Raw genomic sequence first — 19,402 nt, forward strand, 5'->3', positions numbered from 1 at the left:
ATGCGCGCGATCTGCTGGAATGGGGTGGATGACATCGTCGTGGAGTCGGTGCCCGAGCCGAAGCTCATCAGCCCGCACGACGCCATCGTCCGCGTCTCGCTGTCGTCGGTCTGCGGCTCGGATCTGCACCTGCTCCACGGGTACGTCCCGACGATGAAGCAGGGCGACATCCTCGGGCACGAGTTCCTCGGCGAGGTCGTGGACACGGGCGCCGAGGTGAAGCGGGTGCAGCGGGGCGATCGCGTCGTCGTGTCGTCCATCATCGGGTGTGGGCGGTGCGCGTATTGCCAGCGCGAGCTGTGGTCGCTCTGCGAGAACTCGAATCCTCATCACGTGGCGACGGACAGGCTGTTCGGGGACACGACGGCCGCGATCTTCGGCTACTCGCATGCCCTCGGGGGCTTCGCGGGCAGCCACGCCGAGTACGTGCGCGTGCCGTTCGCGGATCACGGCGCGTTCAAGGTCCCCGACGGGGTGCGGGACGAGAGCGCGCTGTTCGCCTCCGACGCGCTCTCGACGGGCTACATGGCGGCCGAGCTCTGCGACATCCGCCCGGGCCAGGTCGTCGCCGTCTGGGGGTGCGGGGGCGTCGGTCAGATGGCGATCAAGAGCGCCTATCTCCTCGGCGCCGAGCGCGTCATCGCGATCGACCGGATCGCGGACCGCCTGGCGATGGCGAAGGCGCACGGGGGCGCCGACGCCCTGAACTACGCCGAGGTCGACGTCCAGGAGGCGCTCCGCGAGATGACGGGCGGGCGCGGCCCCGACGCCTGCATCGACGCGGTGGGCATGGAAGCCGACGGGACGGGCCTGCAGCACGCGGTCGATCGGGTGAAGCAGGCGTTCCGGATGCAGAACGACCGCCCGCACGTGCTGCGCGAGGCGATGCTGGCCTGCCGCAAGGGAGGCACGGTGTCCATCGTGGGCGTCTATTCCGGGTTCGCCGACAAGATCCCGCTCGGCGCGCTCATGAACAAGGCGCTCATCGTCAGGACCGGCCAGCAGCACGGACAGCGGTACATCCCGCGGCTGCTCGATCACATCCAGCGCGGCGACATCGATCCGTCGTACCTCCTGACGCACCGGATGTGCCTCGACGACGGGCCGCGCGGATACCGCCTCTTCGAGGCGCGCGCGGAGGCGTGCGTGCGCGCGGTGTTCGCCCCCTGACCCTGGCGGGGCCGCCGCCCCCGACCGCGAGCGCTAGCGCTCCCGCCCCTTCGCCAGCGTCGCCTGGATGGCCTGCGCCCGCTTCAGGTGGCTCGCCGCATCATCGCGAATGCGCTGGATCTCCTGCTTCAGCTCCCGGTTCTTCACCCTCGGGATGGCCTGCTCGTCCAGCATCCGCACGGCATGGGCATGCATCCTCACCTGGATGGCCATGTACGTCTGATCGAATTTCTCGGCCGGCTGCTTCTGGAGGTACGCCGCGAGGATGGACGAGTGCCCGGCGATCATCGCGCTCGCCCGCGTCGGCTCCGCCTTGATCCGGAGACGCCGGAGGAGCGCGCTCAGGCGGCTGTCCCCCTGGGTGTGGGCTTCGATCATCTCCCTGGCGAAATCCTTCACATCGCGCGACCGCGCCTGTTTGCGGGCGATCATCGCAAGGGAGATCTCCACCTCGTTGGCCGCGGAGATCACCTTCGCGAGGGCGCCGTCCGATATCTGTGTCTCCTCGGACCGCGGGCTCACCTCCTTCAGCCGCTGCTGCAGCTGGGAGATCTGCGCGTCCTGATGGACGTGACCTCCACGCCCAGCCGCGTGCGCGGAGCTGCCGATGACGCTCGCGGCGAGCGCGGCGATCACGGCGACGCGATGCTTGAAATGATGGCGCATCATGGTGGATTTCCTTCCTGGATTTCCGCGGCGCGCATCACCGGCCGATCCGTGGATGCCCGCGGCTCACGACGTCTCGAACGTCAAGCAAGCGGCGGACCCGCTCTCGACGTAATCCGAGACGTCATCCGAGGGACTGCCGTGCTCATGGCGCTGCGCGCGGGCGCGCTCGCGGGGCGATCGCCGCACACCCGGGGAGTCGTCCGCGCCGTATCTCGGGATTCCACGTCAAGCCAAGAGGGCTCGCCATCCCCCGTCGAATCGAGCGTGCAACCCTGCAAAGGCGCTCGCCTCCTCGAAAGGCGCCCTCTCCGGCGGAGGCCCGGCTCCCTCGACAATCGCGCTCCTCCGGGAAATCCCCTGCGCCCGGGGCGAGAGGGGCTTGCGGGGCGCCGGTCCCGGTGGTCAAGTGCAGGGTGGCGCGGCCCCCGGGCCGCCTCGCGCGCTGGCGAAGAGCTCGCCCGGAGGCCTCCGCGAATTCGCACATGCCTGACCGCGGCTTCATCCTCACGCCCACGACCCGGGTCGTCGCCGGGTGCCCGGAGCTCCATCTCCACGCGGTGATGGAGGACGGCGCGCCGGCGCTCGTCATCGAGGACAGGTTCAGGCCCTACTTCTTCGTGCGCGCCCGCGACGAGGACGTCGCGCGGCGGCTCGCGGACCGCCGCGTCTCTGCGCAGGCGCTCGAGACGCTCGACGGAGAGCCGGTCCTGCGCGTCGAGGCCGCGCTCCCGCGGGACGTCGCGGCGCTGCGCGACAGGCTGGCCGAGGCCGGCGCCGACGCCCTCGAGGCGGACGTGCGCTTTCCCTACCGCTTTCTCATCGATCGCGGCATCCGCGGGGCGTTCGCTGTCTCCGGGCCTTTCGAGCTCCACCCGGGTGTCGGGCGCGTGTACCGCAATCCAACGCTCGTCCCCGCGAGCTTCGTCCCCCGCCTCCGCGTGCTCTCGCTCGATATCGAGACGAGCCTCGACGGCGAGCACCTCTATGCCATCGCTGTGGCGGGCGCGGGCGGCGAGCGCTGCCTCCTCGTCCGCGACGAGCCGGTGCCCGGCGGGCTCCCCGCCTTCGTCGAGCGCTTCCCTGACGAGAGGACGCTCCTCGAGCGCTTCCTCGAGCTCGTCGCGCAGGCGGACCCCGACGTCCTCACCGGCTGGAACATCCCGGATTTCGATCTGCCCGCGCTCCAGCGCTATTGCCGGCGCGCCGGGCTCCGGTGCGCGCTCGGGAGGGGCGATGACGAGATCGCGATCCTGCGCGATCCGGGCTTCTCGCGCGAGGCGCGCGCCGTCCTGCCGGGGCGGGTGGTGCTCGACGGCCTCGCGCTCCTCCGCGGCGCCTTCCTGCGGCTCGACGATTACCGTCTGGAGACCGCCGCTCGGACGATCCTCGGGCGCGGCAAGCTGTTCGGGCCAGACGACCGGGGCGAGCAGATCGAGGCGTCGTACCGCGACGACCCGGCGCGGCTCGCGGAGTACAACCTCGAGGACGCGCGCCTCGTCCGGGATCTGCTGGAGAAGACGGGGCTCATCGAGCTCTCGGTGCGGAGGAGCCTGCTCACCGGCATGCAGCTCGACCGCGTGGGGGCGCAGATCGCCGCGATCGACTCCCTCTACCTGCCCGCGCTCCGCGCCCGCGGCAAGGTCGCGCCCTCGGTAGCGAGGGAGGGGTCGGAGGGAGGGGCGGAGATCGCCGGCGGCCTGGTGCTCGATTCGCTGCCGGGGCTCTACCGCAACATCGTGGTGTACGATTACAAGAGCCTCTATCCGAGCCTCATTCGCACCTTCAACATCGACCCGCTGACGTTCGTCGCCGGGGGCGACGGGCCGCCCGAGGCGCTCATCGTGACGCCGGGCGGCGCGGCGTTCCGGCGCGGCGAGCCGGGCATCCTGCCCGAGCTCGTCGCGCGCCTCTGGGACGAGCGGGCCGAGGCGCGGCGGGCGGGCGACGAGCGGGGCGCGATGGCCATCAAGATCCTCATGAACTCGCTCTTCGGCGTGCTCGGCTCTCCCGCGTCGCGCCTGTTCTCCCCCGAGGTCGCGAACGCCATCACGCGCGCCGGGCAGCACGTCATCAGGCTCACGGCCGAGGCGGTGCGGAGGGCCGGGCACCGGGTGCTTTACGGAGACACCGACTCTCTCTTCGTCGACATCGGCGAGCCGGACGCGGCGCGCGCCGTCGCCCGGGCCGAGGAGCTGCGCGACGCCATCTCCGGGGCGGTCGCCGCCGAGATCGCGAGGACGTTCGGCTGCGAGAGCCGGCTGGAGCTCGAGTTCGAGAAGGTCTATGCGCGCTTCCTCCTGCCCGAGCTGCGCGGCGCCGCGCAGGGCAGCAAGAAGCGCTATGCGGGCCTCGTCGCCGGGGAGGGCGGCGACAAGCTCGAGATCGTCGGGCTCGAGGCGGTCCGGCGGGACGCGAGCGCTGTCGCGCGGCGCTTCCAGCGGGAGCTGCTCGACCTGGTCTTCCACGATCGCCCGGTGGAGGCCTTCGTGCGGAGCTTCGTGACGGAGCTCCGCGCTGGGCGGTTCGACGCGGAGCTCGTGTACAAGAAGGCGCTGAGGAAGCCGCTCGGCGCTTACACGAAGACGACGCCGCCGCACGTGAAGGCGGCCCGCAAGCTGGGCGGGGACGCGGGGCGGATCGTGGCCTATGTGATCACGCGCGCTGGCCCGGAGCCGGCGGGCCAGACGACGGCGCCGCCGGACTACGATCATTACGTGTCGCAGCAGCTCAAGCCGATCGCGGACTCGGTGCTGCGGTGGCTGGGCGGGGCCGATTTCGATGAGATGACGGGCGCGCGGCGGCAGCTCTCGCTGTTCTGACCCGGCGCTCGTCGCGCGAGGCGAACCCGGGGGCGGGCGGGCGGGCGCGTGGCGGAGTCCCCGAAGGAGCGCCGGGAGATCGAGCGCTCCCGGGCGCGCCCGGGGAGCTCACTTGGCCGACAGCGCGTCGGTGACCATCGCGCGCGCCTCGTCGAGCACGCGATCGAGGTGCGCCTGGTCCTTGAAGCTCTCCGCGTAGATCTTGTAGACGTCCTCGGTGCCCGAGGGCCGCGCGGCGAACCAGCCGTTCTCCGCGACGACCTTGAGCCCGCCGATCTCGCCGCCGTTGCCGGGCGCGCGCGTGAGCTTCGCGGTGATCGGCTCGCCCGCGAGGGTCTCGGCGCGCACGGCGTCGGGGGAGAGCTTCTTGAGCACGCTCTTCTGGCTCGGCGTGGCCGGCGCGTCGATGCGCGTGTAGATCGGCGCGCCGAACCGCGCGGTGAGGTCGCGGTAGTGCTCGGCCGGGTCGCGCCCGGTGCGGGCGAGGATCTCGGCGGCGAGCAGGTCGAGGAGGATACCGTCCTTGTCCGTCGACCACACCTGGCCGTTCTTCCGCAGGAACGAGGCGCCCGCGCTCTCCTCGCCGCCGAAGCCGAGCGAGCCGTCGAGCAGCCCGTCGACGAACCACTTGAAGCCGACCGGCACCTCGCGGAGCGGGCGGCCGAGGTCCTTCGCCACCCGATCGATCATGCTGCTCGAGACGAGCGTCTTGCCCACGGCCGCGTCGGGCCGCCAGAGCGGGCGGCTCCGGAACAGGTAGGACACCGCCACGGCGAGGTAATGGTTCGGGTTCATCAGCCCGGCGCTGCGCGTGACGATGCCGTGGCGATCCGAGTCGGCGTCGTTGCCGAACGCGAGATCGTAGTCGTCCTTGAGCGCGATGAGGTTCGCCATCGCGTGCGGCGACGAGCAGTCCATGCGGATCTTGCCGTCGTGATCGAGGGGCATGAAGCTGAAGGTGGGGTCGACGGCCTGGTTCACCACCGTGATGTCCAGCCCGAATTTCTCGGCGATCGGCGCCCAGTACGCGATGTTCGAGCCGCCGAGCGGGTCGACGCCGATGCGCAGCTTCGCGCCGCGGACGGCCTCGAGATCGACGACGTTGCCGAGATCGGCGACGTAGGGGCCGATGAAATCGTACGGGTGGGTCGTCGGCGCGCGCAGCGCGGCCTCGTAGGGCGTGCGCTTCACGCCCGCGTTGTCGGCGCGGAGCAGCTCGTTGGCGCGCGCCTCGATCCAGCCGGTGACGGCGGTGTCGGCCGGCCCGCCGTTCGGCGGGTTGTACTTGATGCCGCCGTCGTCGGGCGGGTTGTGCGACGGCGTGATCACCACGCCGTCCGCGAGCCCCGACGTGCGCCCGCGGTTGGCGGTGAGGATCGCGTGCGAGATGGCCGGCGTCGGCGTGACGCCGTTCCGCTCGGCGATGAGGACGTCGACGCCGTTGGCCGCGAAGACCTCGATGACGCTGCGCTGCGCCGGCTCCGAGAGCGCGTGCGTGTCCATGCCGAGGTAGAGCGAGCCCGTCGTGCCCTCCTTCGCGCGGTAGTCGCAGATGGCCTGCGCGATCGCGAGGACGTGCGCCTCGTTGAAGCTGCGCCGCGCGGCCGAGCCGCGGTGGCCGGAGGTGCCGAAGGCGACGCGCTGCTGCGGATCGGCCATGTCGGGGCGCTCGCTGTAGTACTGCGCGCGCAGCGCGTCGGGATCGATCAGCACATCGGGAGGGGCCTTGCGGCCTGCGAGGGGGTGTAGCGGCATGAGCCTCCGCATAGTCGAGCGCGCGGGACGAGCCAACCCTTCCACGGGGCGCCCCGGGCGCCGCGCAGGGGCGCGGCTGGGCCGGCAAGGTGGAGGCCTGAGCGCCGCTCGCCTCGCCGCCCCCCGCGGGAGGCCGTGGCGGCGGCGGGGAGGGCGCGACCGCCACGCGCTCAGGATCAGCGGTTCACAGCGGCCTGTCCTTCGCCGCCGCCTCGAGCCAGTCCGCGCACGCGCCGTCCTCGACGGGCGGCTGAACGCCCTTGAGGAGATACCAGGCCTCCCGGTGCTCCGCGCGGGCGCCGGGCGAAACGCGCTGCAGCGGGCCGAGCGACTCGATCTCGAGCATGTCCGCGTTCGTGAACGTCTCGAAGTTGCACCCCATGTCCGGGTACGTGGCGCCCTCGATGAACGGGAACCGCTTCAGGAACACGTTCCCGTGGTTCGCGTACGCCGCGTAGCCCTGGGTCACGAGCGCGCCCACCTTCTGCGGCCCCTTGCCCGCGACCTGCCGCAGGCGGATCACGCGCTTGCCCCAGGTCCACCGGGGCTCGGCCATGTCGGTGTACGACCACAGCACGAGCGGCCGCGCCGGCAGGACGCGATCGGGGTGCGGGACGAACGGCGCCTGCGGGAACAGGCACTCGCCGCCGCCCGCCATCACGGAGAGCGACCACGGGGCGAACTCGACGGCATAGGCGCTGTGGTTCTCGATCGCATGATCGACGACGAACCTGCCCGCCGCCGCGTCCGCCGCGATGCGGACCTCCTTCTGCATTCCGTACCTGTCCGGCGCGGTCCGCAGCACGAGCGCGCCGTTCTCCTCCCGGTGCTGCACGGGATCGTTGTCGGGCTGCAACGTCCGCTGCTCGTCCTCGGGGCCGATCCAGAGCCGGTGACCGCCGTAGAACCTGTAGTGGGTCCCGCCTGTCGCGCCCATGTCCTCGGGGATCTCGGCGAATTCGTTCGGACCGCCGATGACGCCGTACCGGATGATGCGCGGGCCGATGTCGAGCGTGACGACGAGCTCCGTGTCGCCGCAGACGAGGCGCGCGGCGCGCTTCCAACCGCCGTAAGGGATGATCTCCATGCCGGAGGTCTCGTAGCGCAGAACCGGAGGGCGGTTCAACCCCGACTGCCGAGGCCGCTCCCACGCCATCGCCCTGGACATCCGGCGCCGCGCCGCCTCGCCCCGCGAGCGGCGCGACCGCTCAGGTGCCGCTGCCGGCGAGGCGCTCCGGGGGCGCGAAGTCGGCCGGGCGGCCGCCGAGGCCCATCGAGATGACGCGCCGCCAGCGGAGGTCGCCGAGGTCGAGCGCGAGATCCTGCAGGGGCGGCAGCGCGTGCGCGCGGCTCGACGCGGCGGCGATCGCGCGGAGCAGCGGCACGACGAGGGGCGAGCGCTGCCGGGGCACGCCGAGCTGCTCGGCGAGCTCGTCGCCCAGCACGGCCCGGGAGAGGCCGCAGGAGATGGCCATGAACCGCTCGGCGCTCCGGCGCTCGCCGTCGGTCCGCGCGCTGCGCACCCTGCGGGTGAGCAGCGCGTCCACGAGCATGCGCGAGTCGTGGTCCGGCGCGCCCTGCGTCGCGAAGATCATCTCGGCCAGCCGTCGCGCCTCGGCGTAGGACCCGGGGATGAGCTCCGGCTCGACGCCGATGACGTGGGCCACGTAGCGCCAGAGGTGGATGAGGTCCTCCCTCTGGGCGGGCGCGAAGCGGTAGGCGAGCTTGTCGAGGCCGTCGATGACCGCGACCGAGAAGAGCAGCGCCGTCGCCACCATGTCGTGCTGGTTGATCGGCTCGCCCCAGAGGGCCGCCTGCCACCGGCCGCTCGCGCGGATGAGGCGCCGCACCTGCGCGTGCATGACGCGCACCTTGACGGTGATCGCGAAGCCCTCGCCGGAGCGGCGCATTCCGTTCGCCTGGCTCACGGCGTAGACGAACCGGCTCGTCTCGGCGAGGCGGCGCTCGGCCTGCTCGCGGAGCCTCCCCGAGAAGACCAGCGGCTTGTTCCCGCCGGGCGACGCGTACCCGAGGATGAGCGACTGCATCGCGAGCAGGATCCCGCCGAGGACGCCCGTGCGCAGGAACGCCGCCCCGCCGCGGTTCACCGCCTCCCAGTCCACCCAGAGGGGCACGTGATCGACCGACGCGAAGAGCGCCCGCAGCTCGGCCGGGGCCTCTTTCGCCGTGCGGTCATCGTCCATGCCGCGCATGCCGCGCGCGAGGGCGGCCTCCAGGAGGCGGAAGCCCTGACCCGGCGGCATCGACGCGAACGCGTCCACGACGGCGTCGGCGACCGGATCGACGCGGAGCAGGAAGGGCCCCAGGCGATCGAGCTGGTCGCCGAAGCGACGGCGGGCGTCTGGGGTGTCCTGGAAGCGAGCGGGGATCGTCGCGTTCTCCATGGGCTGCAACAGGATATCCCTTGGCACACCGGCCGCGCCCCGCAAAGGCGACGCCGCGCGAAGCGGAGCTCCGCGGATCACCGCTGCGCGATCGTGCGCCCCCGCTGCGCAAGGCAGAACCTGAGCCCCTCCCGCAGGCTGCGCATCGGGTTCAGCTCGTCGAACGCGACGCCGATCGTGACGAGCGTCTCCGCGACATGACCGCCGAGGCCGGTGAGGACGCAGCGCGCGCCGAGGAGCTGCACCGCCTGAGCGAGCTTGATGAGGTGCTGGGCGGTCATGGAGTCGATGAGCGTGACGCCGGTCAGATCGAGGATCACCCACTCGACGTCGCTGTCTTCCGCCACGCGCACGAGGAGCCGCTCGGTCACCTCGACGGCGCGCACCGAGTCGAACAGCCCGACGAGCGGGAGCGTGAGGATGCCGTGCCATATGTCGATGATCGGCACCGAGAGCTCCCGGATCGCGCACTCCTGGCGCTGGATGGTGTCCAGCTGATGCTCGAGCTCGCGCTTCGAGGCGGCGAGCGCGGCGAGCGCCTGGCTCTTCTGCTGCGTGGTCGCGGAGAGCTCGGAGAGAAAGACGCGCAGCGCCTCCTCGATCACCCCGAAGGCGTCGTGCTCGACCGCCGCCAGCTGCTTCAGCGCGAGCTCGACCTCTCCCGTGGACGCGAGCGCAACCGCGTCGATGACGCGTTGCATCCGGCCTTCCTCGATGGAGATCAACTTCTCGGATTCTTGCATGGGCTCCTGTGGGCGCAGCAGGGGTTGACCGGTGAGGAAGCGGAGTCACCGGGCTCATGCGCGGGGTGGACCTCGCCGGCCCGCACGGGAGGACGTGCTCGCGGTGACCTGGGCTTGTGCGCCCGATCGCACGGCTCTACGTATCCCAACATCCTACCTCGCGATCGGGCGTGTGAATCGACGTTCGACCAAGATGGGATAGATAGCCTATCCCCGGCGCGGCTGAAATGAGCCCGGCGCGGCTGATCCGCGCTTCCCTGCTGCCCGCTCTCGGGACCTCATGTTCAATCGACCGAGCGAACGCAACGGAACCCGGTCGAGACGTCGCCTGCCTCACGATCATACGCCAGCCGGAACGTCGCTTTTGCCGTGCTGGCGGAGAAGTCCCACGATCCTCCGCGGAGCACGCCCCTGCTGCCAGTCGCCGGCACCTGGGGATCTGTCTGGGCGCCTCTGGCATACACGCCTGGGTCCCAGCCGTCGGCCACCCACTCCCAGACGTTGCCCGCCATGTCGAGCGCGCCCGACGGGCTCGCTCCGGCCTTGGCCGAGCCGACGTCCTGGGTGCCCCTGCCGCGCCCGCCGCAGCCCTGCCCAGGAGGCCGGGACACGACCGCGTGCGCGCACCCTGGCGGCTCGTTGCCCCACGGATACTCGCGGCCGTCGGCGCCGCGCGCGGCGTATTCCCACTCGGCCTCGGTCGGGAGCCGCTTGCCGGCGAAGGCGCAGTACGCGGCCGCCTGCGCCTGGTCGACGCACGAGATCGGGTGTTGCGACTTCGCGGGATCCGCCGCGGTGCAGAGCGCGCCGCGCTGCGCGACCTCGGCGTCGGTCGCGCGGGGGCCGTGCAGGCCGCTCGGCGTGCACCGGCCCGCCTCGACGCAGCGCTGGTAGGCGGCGACCGTCACCTCGGTGCGATCGACGTCGAACGCGCGGGTCAGCGTCACCTCGTGGGGCGGGCGCTCGGATTTGCCGCCCTTCGCGCTGCCCATCGTGAAGCGGCCCGCCGGCATCCGGACCATGTCGGGCGGGGACGGCGCCTTCATCGGGGGCGCGCTCAGGCCGCCGAGCGCGCGCGCCGGCCGCGCGCCGTCGGGGGCGCGGTGGCGGACGAACGCGACGGCGCCTGCGCCGGCCGCGGCCAGGGCGGCCGCCGAGACGAGCGCGGGCAACAGGCGCCGCCGCGGAGCGGCCCTGGCGGCCTGGGGCGTGGGAGGGGGCGACGCCGGTTGCGGGGCAGCCTGCGGCGGCGCGCTCGTCGCCAGGCCGCGAATCGTCGTGAGCGACGGCGTGGGCGGCGCGCCGGCGAACGTTGGCGGCGCGCCGACAGACGTGGGCAGCTCGCCGGCGGGTAGGCCAGCGGCCACGCGCTCCGTCCCCGCCGTGCCCAGCGCCGCAGCGCCGGGCGCCGCGCCCGCTGGCGGGCTGCCCGCTGCGAGCGCGCCCGCGCCGGCGGGCGCGGCCGTCGCCATCGCGGCCTCGAGCGCTCCCCAGAGCTCGCCTGCGGTGCGGTAGCGCTCCCGCGGGTCGATCGCGAGCGCGCGGCGCACCACCGCCTCGACGGCGTCGGGCGCGCTCACGCCCGCGCCGCCCAGGCTCGGGCGGAACGCCGGATCGGTCGCGGCGATGTACAGCTGCGTGACGTCGCTGCCGAGGAGGGCGCGGTTGCCCGAGGCCACCTCGATGAGCACCAGGGCGAGCGCGAAGACGTCGGTCCACGGCCCGGTCGCGCCGAAGCGGTGGTGAAACTGCTCGGGCGCGCCGTAATGGACGGTGAAGGCCCGGAGCGCGCTCCCTGTCTCGGCCATCGCCTGCGTCATGCTCGAGAGCTCGCCGAGCACCTTGGCGATCCCGAAGTCGAGGACCTTCAGCGTGCGCCGGCCGCCGATCTCGGCGAGGAACAGGTTGGCCGGCTTGACGTCGCGGTGGGCGACGCCCTGCGCGTGCGCGATCTCGAGCGCGTACGCCGCGGGCGCGAGCAGGGCGATCGCCTCGGCGAGCGGGCGCGCCGCCTCGCCGCGGGCGCGCCGCTCGGCGATCTCGCGGTCGAGCGGCACGCCATGGAGCCACTCGAGCACGAGATAAGGCGTCCACTCGCCCGACGGCGAGACCGCGGCGCCGGTGTCGAGGGCCTGCACGATGCCGGCGCTCGCCCGGGAGAGGCGGTGGAGGAGCCGCCCCTCGTCGAGGAGCATCCGCTGGAACGACGCGCGCTCCGCCGGGGCCAGCGATCCGAGCAGCTTCAGGCACTTGACCGCGACCGGCTCGTCGAACCCGAGGTGCTGGCCGCGGTAGACGACGCCGAACCCGCCCTCGCCGACCACGGCGTCGAGCCGGTACTTGCCGTCGATCGTCGCGCCCACCCAGCCGAAGGGATCCGAAGGTGCCATCTCGCGGCGCGAGTCTACACCGGGCGCCGCGGCCGCGCGGAGCTCGCGCCCAGCCAGGCGCCGAGCGCCCCACGGCGTCTGAGCCTCAGCGCCCGAGAGGATCCGGACGGATCCAGAGCGTCCCTGTGTCTCCGAGCCCCCTCAGGGCGCCCGCTCCTCGAACCCGCCCGGCCTCAGCGCCCGCTCGAAGAACGCACACAGCTCCTCGTGCCGCGCGCGCGCGTCCGCGCGGCCGATCTCGATGAGCCGCCCCGCGAACTCCCCGTCGAACAGCAGGTAGGACAGGAAGTCGGCCTCGCGCTGCTCGTCTCCCTCGGCGAGGCGCCGCATCACGCGGCCGAGCACGCTCGTGGTCCGCGCGCGGAACGACGGGGATCGCACGAACTCCGCCGCCAGGCTGCCGATGTCCTTGGAGGCGCGGATGAGCAGCGACCGCATCGGCCGGAGCGCGCGCCCCGGCGGCAGCCCGAGCTCGTCGTTGAGCCCGTCGATGAAGCCCTCGCCATAGCGCCGCCGCCCCGCCTCCAGGATCCCGTTGATGCTCTCGAGGCGCGCCAGGTCGTTGTCGATCCGGTCGAGCATCAGCGCGTTCAGCGTCTTGCCGAGCAGGAAGAGGGGCCCGGGGAGGCCCGGCGCGTCGCGCTCGGCCGCGCTCGACGCGGGCTCGATGTACCGCGGATTGACCACGATCACGCCGTCGGCCCCGAGGCGCCGCGCGGGCGACAGCGGGACGTTCTGGCGCAGCCCGCCGTCGCAGTAGAGCTCTCCGTCGATGTTCACCGGGCGGAACAGGATGGGGAGCGCGGACGAGGCGAGCGCGTGCTGCGCGCGGATCGCGGTTGCGCGCGGGGAGATCGTCGGGTCGTGGCTCCAGGGCGGCAGGCCGGGCTCGCGGCGGTGGACGAAGACGACGGTGCGGCCGCTCTTGACCAGCGTCGTCGACACGGTAAGCGCCGACAGGAGGCCCCTCTCGAGGTGGCCGTCGATCCGCTCGAAGGGCACGGCCTCCGCGATCTGCCGCTCGAGGCCCGACGTGTCGAGGAGCGCGGCGCGGCCGCCGCTCGAGGGCGCGCTCGCGGCGCCCCCGCGGAGCAGGTCGTGCCCCACCGCGAGCACGCCGCGCACGTCGAGGCGCACGAGGTCGTCGATGCGCAGGCGCGTCCACACCGCGGCGAGCCGCCGCGCGCGGCTCCGCGCCTCGTCCGCGAACGCGGCGAGCCCACAGACGTTGATGGCGCCGACCGAGGTGCCGCACAGGATGTCGAGCGGCGCCTCGCGGCCGAGATCGCGAGAGACGCCCTCGAGGATGTGCTGCGCCACGCCGACCTCGTAAGCGCCGCGCGCGGCGCCGCCGGCCAGGACGAGCGCGATCTTGGGGGCGCGGCCACTCCGGGTCGAGACGGGCGCCAGGTCAGGCATGCTCGCAGAATACCATGATCGCCGTCGCGACATGGTCTCTTTGGCGCGCTTCACGCGTCGCCGCGGCGTGCTACACCCGCCGTGAGCGCGGGCATGGAGGCGCGCGGTGACGGCAGATGACGGCAATCTACCTGGCCCTTGCCTACCTCCTCGGAGCGATCCCGACAGGCTACCTCTTCGCGCGGTTCGTCAAAGGGGTCGACCTCCGCGAGGTCGGCTCGGGGAACATCGGCGCGACGAACGTTTTGCGCGCCTTCGGCTGGGGGCCTGGCCTGGCCGTCCTCGCCGCGGACGTGGCGAAGGGCGCGCTCGTCGCCGGGCCCCTCGCGTCGTGGCTCTCCGTCGCGCCCGGCGGGTGGGTCGCCGCGGCGGGCGGCCTCACCGCGGTGCTGGGCCACGACTACACGGTCTTCCTCGGGATGCGGGGCGGCAAGGGCGTCGCGACGTCCTGCGGTGTCCTGCTCGTGCTGGCGCCGCGGTCCACGCTCGCCACGCTGGCCGTCTTCGCGGTCGTCGTTCGGGCGACCCGCATGGTCTCGGCGGGCTCCCTCGCCGGCGCCCTCGCCCTGCCCCTCTTCCTCTGGCTCCTCGGCGAGCGGGGCGCCCCGGCCCTCTGCCTCTCGCTGCTCCTCGCCGCGCTCGTCTGGCTCAAGCACATCCCGAACATCCGGCGGATGCTCGCGGGCACCGAGAGCACGATCTCGTTCGGGAGGCGGCGCCACGACGAGCACGACGGCCCGCCGCGCGACGGCGAGCGCCGCTGACGGCCGCGGCGTCGCTCGGCCGCAGAGCGCGGCGCCCGCTCACTTGGTCATGATCTTCGTGAAGATCACCGCGCCTTCTTTGTCGATGAACTCGAACAGCAGGCTCCTCCCCTCGAACCGCAGATACGCGAAGCCCTCGGTCTTGTCCGTGAAGAAGAGCTGCCTCGGCTCGGTCGGGATCGAGGAGGCGACCGGGCGGGTCTTCGAGCCGGCGCCGCTGATGGGAAAATAGGTGTTCGGGCAGCCCTCGTCTCGCCCCTTGTCGATGAACTCGAGGTTGTGGTCGTGGCCCGCCATGTACATGTCGGCCCCGCAGTAGATGGCCTGCTGCATGGCGAACATCCCGCTCATCCCGAGCGACGGGTTGTCCGCGGCGTGAGCTCCGGACGTGTAGCGGGGGTGATGGCCGAAGACGATCTTCCACGTGGCGTCCGAGGCGGCGACCCGCGCGCTCATGTAGCGCGCCTGGTCATCGGACGTGAAGTCGACGGTATCGATCCCGAAGAGATGGACGTCGCCGACGCGAACGTCGTAATACGAGGCGGGCATGTGCCACTTATCGGTCAGCCGCATGCCGGGCCCGTCGCCCACGGGCAGCTGCGAATAGTCGATCTGCGCTTGCCGCACGCCGCTGCTGCTGGGGCCGTAGTCGTGGTTCCCCAGCACCGCGTAGAACGGGAGGCCGTTCAGCCCCGGTCTGTCGTAGGGCTGCTCGAACTTGGGGCCCCACTGCGCATCGATCGTGTCGACCACGCCGTGGTCGTAGAAATTGTCGCCGTTCATCATCACGGCGTGACAGCCCCCGACCTCGATGCACTTCTCGCTCATCCGATCGGCGACCTGGTTCTGCGCGAGGTTTCCCTCGCCGGTGTCGCCGATCGCGATGATCCTGACGACATCATGGCGAGAGACGACGGTCCCGATGACCTGTTCGCGCCCCGCGCCCGAGCTCGCTCCGGGACCCGCGGCGCTCCCGCCGCTCGGCCCGGCGCCGCTGCTCGCGGCGCCCGTGCTGGTCGGCTCATGGCCTGTCCCCTCGTGCGCTCCGGCGCTCGGGATCGGCACGCTGTCCGCCACGCCGCAGCCCGCGCCGAGCGCGACGGCCGGCGACGCGGAGAGGACGAGGGCAACAACGGACTTCATGGAGATCGCGAGAGGACGATCTGCGCGGAGAGGCTTCATCTGGCGCTCATTGTAACCAACGCCGGTCTCCGATGATCCTCCCGCCGGCGCCCATGCCGTCGCCCGCGATCGGAGCGGCCCTTTCGACGGTGCCCGTTTTCGCTTGACGTCAGCGAGATCACCGTGTACTGAAGTTGAACATCACTTTCAATATCAACAACAAAGCCAACGCGCCGCGCGGAGATGCCCGCGCGCCGGATCAGTACACGCGAAACTGCCCGCTCAGCGTCAACAGCGAGAGCATGTGGAGCAACCTCGAGAAGTAGCGGGTCTCCCCGGTCGCCGGCGGCGTCGTCCACACCGCCTCGATGTAGGCGGCGCGATCGTCGTTCGTCGCGATCAGCCCGGTGACCCCGTTCATGAAGATGAGCGCCGACTCCGGCGTGGCGCTGAGCATCGCGCCGTTGATCTTGAAGACCGCGCCGTATTTGTCGATGCCCAGCTTCGAGAAGAACCCGAGCAGCCGGTCCGCCTCCTCCACTTGCCACGGGTCGACGCCGAACCAGACGTGGTCGAGCGCGAGGCTCAGCTGCGTGCGGTAGGCCTCGGAGCCGAAGTAGTCCCAGTTGAGCACCGGCGTGCCGTCGAAATGGGTGCGCACTGGGATGAGCCCCGTGCTCGGGTGCGCGGCCTCCTGCCAGTGGGTGCGCGCGCTGGCGGCAGCCTCGGACCAGAAGGGGTCGCGCATGGCCTGCGCCCAGAGCTCGTAATAGGCTGGCATCTCGATGGAAGGACGGGTGACGTCCGCCGCCGAGACGTGCGGGTAGTCGTAGACGAGCTTCGTCGTCGAATCGAACGTGTTGGTCACCCCCGAGGCGACCCCCCCGTTCAGGGCCTCCTTGTGGCGCATCACCTCGAGCAGGCTGATCGCGTCCTGCCCATAGTCGATGGTCCCGGTGTCGCTCCCCCAGCGGCCATGGGCGAAGAACAGCGCCATCGCGACCTGCTGGAGGCCAAAGGGATCGAAGCACGCCACCGCCGTGCCCCCCGGGACGTCGCACCATGACATGAGGTATCCCTGGCCGGGACCGGACTTGAGCTGGAGAGTGGACTTGGCGTATCTCCAGATCCGGTCGAACTCGTCTCGCTTGTCGAGCTCGACCGTGATGATCATCCCGAGGCCGATGCCCTCGGAGCGCACGCTATTGTGGTAGTCGTCCCAGATGTAGGCCTGTTCGGTGCCGGGCACCGGGTAGTAGACGGTCTCTTCGTCGCGATCGCCGTAGAAGAGCTGATCGAAGCTGTCCTCGATCTTCGCCGCGATCTCCTCGTCCGTCTTGCCGAGCACGTCGCGGAACGCGTTGGGATACTCGGAAGGGCCCGTCAGCGGGCCGAGCTCATCGCTGCTCATCCGGTCGTAGCCGAGCGAATCCACCGTGGTCACACACCCAGGCAGCACACACACCGCCATCCAGGCACCGGCGACGCCGGAAGCTGCGCGGAACGAACGGAGGAGGGCAGGGCAACGCATGACCCAGAGTTTAGTTGTTTACATAGCGCCGTACCCGGGAAGCAAGCACGCTGTTCGGATGCCGGCGAAGAAATGCCGCGGCGCGCTGCGAGGCAGCGTCGGAGCGGCCGCTCTTCGCGAGCGCGTCGATCCGCAGGACCTCGGCCTCGAGGCTCAGCCGCCCGCGCGGATGCGCCCTGGAGTAGGCGTCCAGCAGCGAGAGCGCGCCTCGCGCGTTCCCGCTCGCGAGCATGGTGCGCGCCGCGTCCAGCGCGCCGAGCTCCGCCTCCAGGGCGGCGCCCGCACCGGACGGCTTCGGCTCGAGCTTCGTGGCCGCAGCGCTGCTGCCACCCGCGAGCGCCGGGGCCATCGTCTCCTCCGCGAGAGCCTCCACCGGCGCTGGCGCCGAGACAGGCGCCTGCACGGGCCGCGCCGCCGTCTGCACGACCGGGTCGGCGAGCGCGGGGCCGAAGCGGTGCGCCGCGGCGACGTCCGGCGCGTCTTGCCCGCGCCAGGCGAGGTAGCCCGCCGGGATGCCGGCGAGCATGCCCACCGTCGAGAGCGCGACGAGGATCTTGGTCCAGCCGAGCTTCACGGCGAGCGACGAGGACGTAGCGGCCCCGCCTGCCGCGGAGAGCGCCGCAGGCGCCGCCACGCTGGCCGACAGGGCGGCAGCGCCGGCGAGCCCCAGCGCCGCCAGCGTCTTCGCGCGCGTCTCCGGTGACGTGGGATACGACGCGCCTGCGCTCAGCAGCGCGCGTTCGAGCGGGTTGTCGCTCTCCTCCAGTAGGCGACGTGGTTCCATCATCGTCTCACCTCGCTCGTCGAAACGAGCTCCAGCGCGCGGACGCGCTCACGAAAATCGGCCCTGGCCCTTCGCAGCCGAGAGGCCACGGTGCCCTGCGGGATCCCCAGCACGCCGGCGATCTCCACCATGCTCATCTCCTCGAACTCGTACAGCACGAACACGGTCCGCAGATCGGACTCCATCTGGTCGAGGACCTGATCGAGCATCTGTCGCGCGTGTTTCTGGCTGGTGAGCTGCTCGGGTGTCGCAGCGTCCACAACCTCCGGCGGCTCGGCCGCGGGGAACTCTCGCCGGCGCGCGGCGCTGCGGCGCGCGTGGGCGGCTACGTGAAGCGCGGTCTGGAGAAGAAAGCTCTTCTCGGCGCCGGGCCGGACGTCGTCCAGCCGCTGCGCGGCGGCGATGAAGGTGCGCTGCACCGCATCGTCGATCTCGGCAGCAGGGGTCCCCGCGTTGCGGAGCACCCGCCCGATGAAGTCAAGATGAGCGTCCACCATCCGTCGCAGACGCGCGTCCCGCTGCTTCACGTTGGCCGCCGATGGCGCCACGCTCGCCGGCTCGCTTTCAGGCAAAGCAGGCGATGCCATGACGTCGGCGACCATACTCACCGCGAGGCGAGGCATGAGACCAGTGAAGAACGGACACTACCGGGAAGCAATGGGCGACAGCCGGAGCGGAACAAATTGCTAGCGTCGGGGGGGGCAGCGTGCCTGCGGCCCAGCTTCCGGATGCCGTCCATGGGTCATAATTCCCAGCGCGAGTCGGAGTGATCACAGAATCCTGGCTTAGAAGTTGTGCACGATTCCAACGCCAACGAGCGGCGAGATCACCGGCGTCTCGCCAACGGTCTCTGCAGACCACCCCATGGTGAACCGCCGGTGAACGAGCGGCACGAGGGCGCCGGCCTCGAGCTCGAGGGCGGTGCCCCCGCCGAGGAGCGCAGCGGCGCGCGCAAAGCCTCCCGCGCTCCACCACGATCGCACCGCGGACTCCGGGTTCGAGATACCTCGTCCCGTCGCCGCGAGCCAGCCGCCGGCGGCGACGACGCACGGCTCTGCGCTGACGATAGGGCCGAGCTGCCAGCGCACCGGGCACGCGGAGAGGGCCGCGGCCGCCCACTGGATGAGGGCGCTGTCGCCGCCCGACAGCAGGTCGTTCCGCGCGTACATCAGCGAGAGACCGAACGAAGGGCTCAATGGGCCCTCGACGTGCGGGGTCACCCTGGCACCGAGGGCGGCGCCCAGGCTCGCATGAGGTGCGACGACGTGGGCCACCACCACGTGCGCGCCGAGCGCGAACCTGAGCGGAGGCACCTCTCGCGGGGCGGGCGGCGGCGCAGGGGGGACAGCGGGCGGCGGCGCAGGGGGAGCGAGGGGCGCGGTCACCTCGACCACCTCGTCGAGCGCGAGCGCCGCGGTGAGCGAGAGCGCCTGGACCACGACGTCGCACGACGTGGCATCGACGATCCGCGTGTCGGTCTCGCCGCCTGCGTGAACGACGCGCAGCTCGCCGTGGACCCCGGCCCCGCCGCGGCTCAGCCGGACGCGGACACCCCAGCCGTCCTCTCCGTCAGCCGCGAGGCGCACGCGGTCCGACCGGGCACGGAGGCCGTCGTAGAACTGGTCAGCGGTCGAGCATTCCGCCGGGGCATCGAAGTCGATGCGAATAGGGATCGGCGCCGGCGCCGCGGTGGCCGAGGACCAGCCGAGGACGACGAGCTCGATGAGCGAGATGCCGTCACCGGAAGCCACGGGCCCGAAGGTGCCACGAACCGTTCGTGAACCGCCAGATGCTCCTGCACCCAGCAGATGTGCAGCGTGCAAAAATCCAG

15 protein-coding genes are annotated in these 19,402 nt (G+C 71.7%); 3 read left to right on the forward strand and 12 right to left on the reverse strand.

Annotated features, from left to right (window positions below; translation table 11 throughout):
* Entirely contained in the window at positions 1 to 1,170 is a 1,170-nt protein-coding gene (locus tag WMF22_RS30030; protein WP_438032009.1) for a zinc-dependent alcohol dehydrogenase, read from the forward strand.
* 33 nt (positions 1,171 to 1,203) lie between these two features.
* Here the strand turns inward: WMF22_RS30030 and WMF22_RS30035 are convergent, their stop codons facing one another.
* The gene (locus WMF22_RS30035) at positions 1,204 to 1,839 is read right to left on the reverse strand and encodes a DUF4142 domain-containing protein (protein ID WP_438032010.1); all 636 of its coding nucleotides are present in this window, start codon (positions 1,837 to 1,839) and stop codon (positions 1,204 to 1,206) included.
* 482 nt (positions 1,840 to 2,321) lie between these two features.
* Here WMF22_RS30035 and WMF22_RS30040 point away from each other — a divergent pair, with 482 nt between their 5' ends.
* A complete protein-coding gene (locus WMF22_RS30040) occupies positions 2,322 to 4,658 on the forward strand; it encodes a DNA polymerase II (protein WP_437293447.1) in 2,337 nt (778 codons plus the stop codon).
* A gap of 108 nt (positions 4,659 to 4,766) precedes the next feature.
* On the opposite strand, the gene pgm is transcribed toward WMF22_RS30040, so the two are convergent.
* From pgm to WMF22_RS30070, 6 genes are all read right to left on the reverse strand, one after another.
* Complete coding sequence (pgm, locus tag WMF22_RS30045; RefSeq protein WP_438032011.1) at positions 4,767 to 6,413, reverse strand: phosphoglucomutase (alpha-D-glucose-1,6-bisphosphate-dependent); 1,647 nt, start codon at positions 6,411 to 6,413, stop codon at positions 4,767 to 4,769.
* A 184-nt stretch (positions 6,414 to 6,597) separates the two neighbouring features.
* Positions 6,598 to 7,500 (reverse strand): hypothetical protein, encoded by a 903-nt coding sequence (locus WMF22_RS30050; RefSeq protein WP_438032012.1) that lies wholly within the window; start codon positions 7,498 to 7,500, stop codon positions 6,598 to 6,600.
* Positions 7,501 to 7,621: 121 nt separating this feature from the next.
* Positions 7,622 to 8,818: an oxygenase MpaB family protein gene (locus tag WMF22_RS30055; RefSeq protein ID WP_438037294.1), complete on the reverse strand. Its 1,197-nt coding sequence runs from the start codon at positions 8,816 to 8,818 to the stop codon at positions 7,622 to 7,624.
* A 77-nt stretch (positions 8,819 to 8,895) separates the two neighbouring features.
* Positions 8,896 to 9,561 (reverse strand): STAS domain-containing protein, encoded by a 666-nt coding sequence (locus tag WMF22_RS30060; RefSeq protein WP_437293450.1) that lies wholly within the window; start codon positions 9,559 to 9,561, stop codon positions 8,896 to 8,898.
* A gap of 284 nt (positions 9,562 to 9,845) precedes the next feature.
* A complete protein-coding gene (locus WMF22_RS30065) occupies positions 9,846 to 11,951 on the reverse strand; it encodes a bifunctional serine/threonine-protein kinase/formylglycine-generating enzyme family protein (protein ID WP_438032013.1) in 2,106 nt (701 codons plus the stop codon).
* 141 nt (positions 11,952 to 12,092) lie between these two features.
* Positions 12,093 to 13,370 (reverse strand): patatin-like phospholipase family protein, encoded by a 1,278-nt coding sequence (locus WMF22_RS30070; protein WP_438032014.1) that lies wholly within the window; start codon positions 13,368 to 13,370, stop codon positions 12,093 to 12,095.
* Positions 13,371 to 13,486: 116 nt separating this feature from the next.
* On the opposite strand from WMF22_RS30070, the gene plsY reads away from it, so the two are divergent.
* On the forward strand, positions 13,487 to 14,134 hold the full coding sequence (gene plsY, locus WMF22_RS30075; RefSeq protein WP_437293453.1) for a glycerol-3-phosphate 1-O-acyltransferase PlsY: 648 nt from the start codon (positions 13,487 to 13,489) through the stop codon (positions 14,132 to 14,134).
* 39 nt (positions 14,135 to 14,173) lie between these two features.
* On the opposite strand, the gene WMF22_RS30080 is transcribed toward plsY, so the two are convergent.
* The 5 genes from WMF22_RS30080 to WMF22_RS30100 form a co-directional block, all read right to left on the reverse strand.
* Positions 14,174 to 15,277 (reverse strand): purple acid phosphatase family protein, encoded by a 1,104-nt coding sequence (locus WMF22_RS30080; RefSeq protein ID WP_437293454.1) that lies wholly within the window; start codon positions 15,275 to 15,277, stop codon positions 14,174 to 14,176.
* A 238-nt stretch (positions 15,278 to 15,515) separates the two neighbouring features.
* Positions 15,516 to 16,700: a glycosyl hydrolase family 8 gene (locus tag WMF22_RS30085; RefSeq protein ID WP_438032015.1), complete on the reverse strand. Its 1,185-nt coding sequence runs from the start codon at positions 16,698 to 16,700 to the stop codon at positions 15,516 to 15,518.
* Between the two features lie 97 nt (positions 16,701 to 16,797).
* Entirely contained in the window at positions 16,798 to 17,574 is a 777-nt protein-coding gene (locus WMF22_RS30090; RefSeq protein WP_437293456.1) for a hypothetical protein, read from the reverse strand.
* Entirely contained in the window at positions 17,571 to 18,068 is a 498-nt protein-coding gene (locus tag WMF22_RS30095) for an RNA polymerase sigma factor (RefSeq protein ID WP_438032016.1), read from the reverse strand. Before WMF22_RS30095 ends, WMF22_RS30090 begins: the two co-directional genes overlap by 4 nt.
* Before the next feature lie 288 nt (positions 18,069 to 18,356).
* Positions 18,357 to 19,322: a hypothetical protein gene (locus WMF22_RS30100; protein WP_437293458.1), complete on the reverse strand. Its 966-nt coding sequence runs from the start codon at positions 19,320 to 19,322 to the stop codon at positions 18,357 to 18,359.
* Positions 19,323 to 19,402 lie beyond the last annotated feature (80 nt).

It is taken from the genome of Sorangium sp. So ce204 (genome assembly GCF_051526795.1).
Lineage (GTDB): Bacteria > Myxococcota_A > Polyangia > Polyangiales > Polyangiaceae > Sorangium > Sorangium cellulosum_B.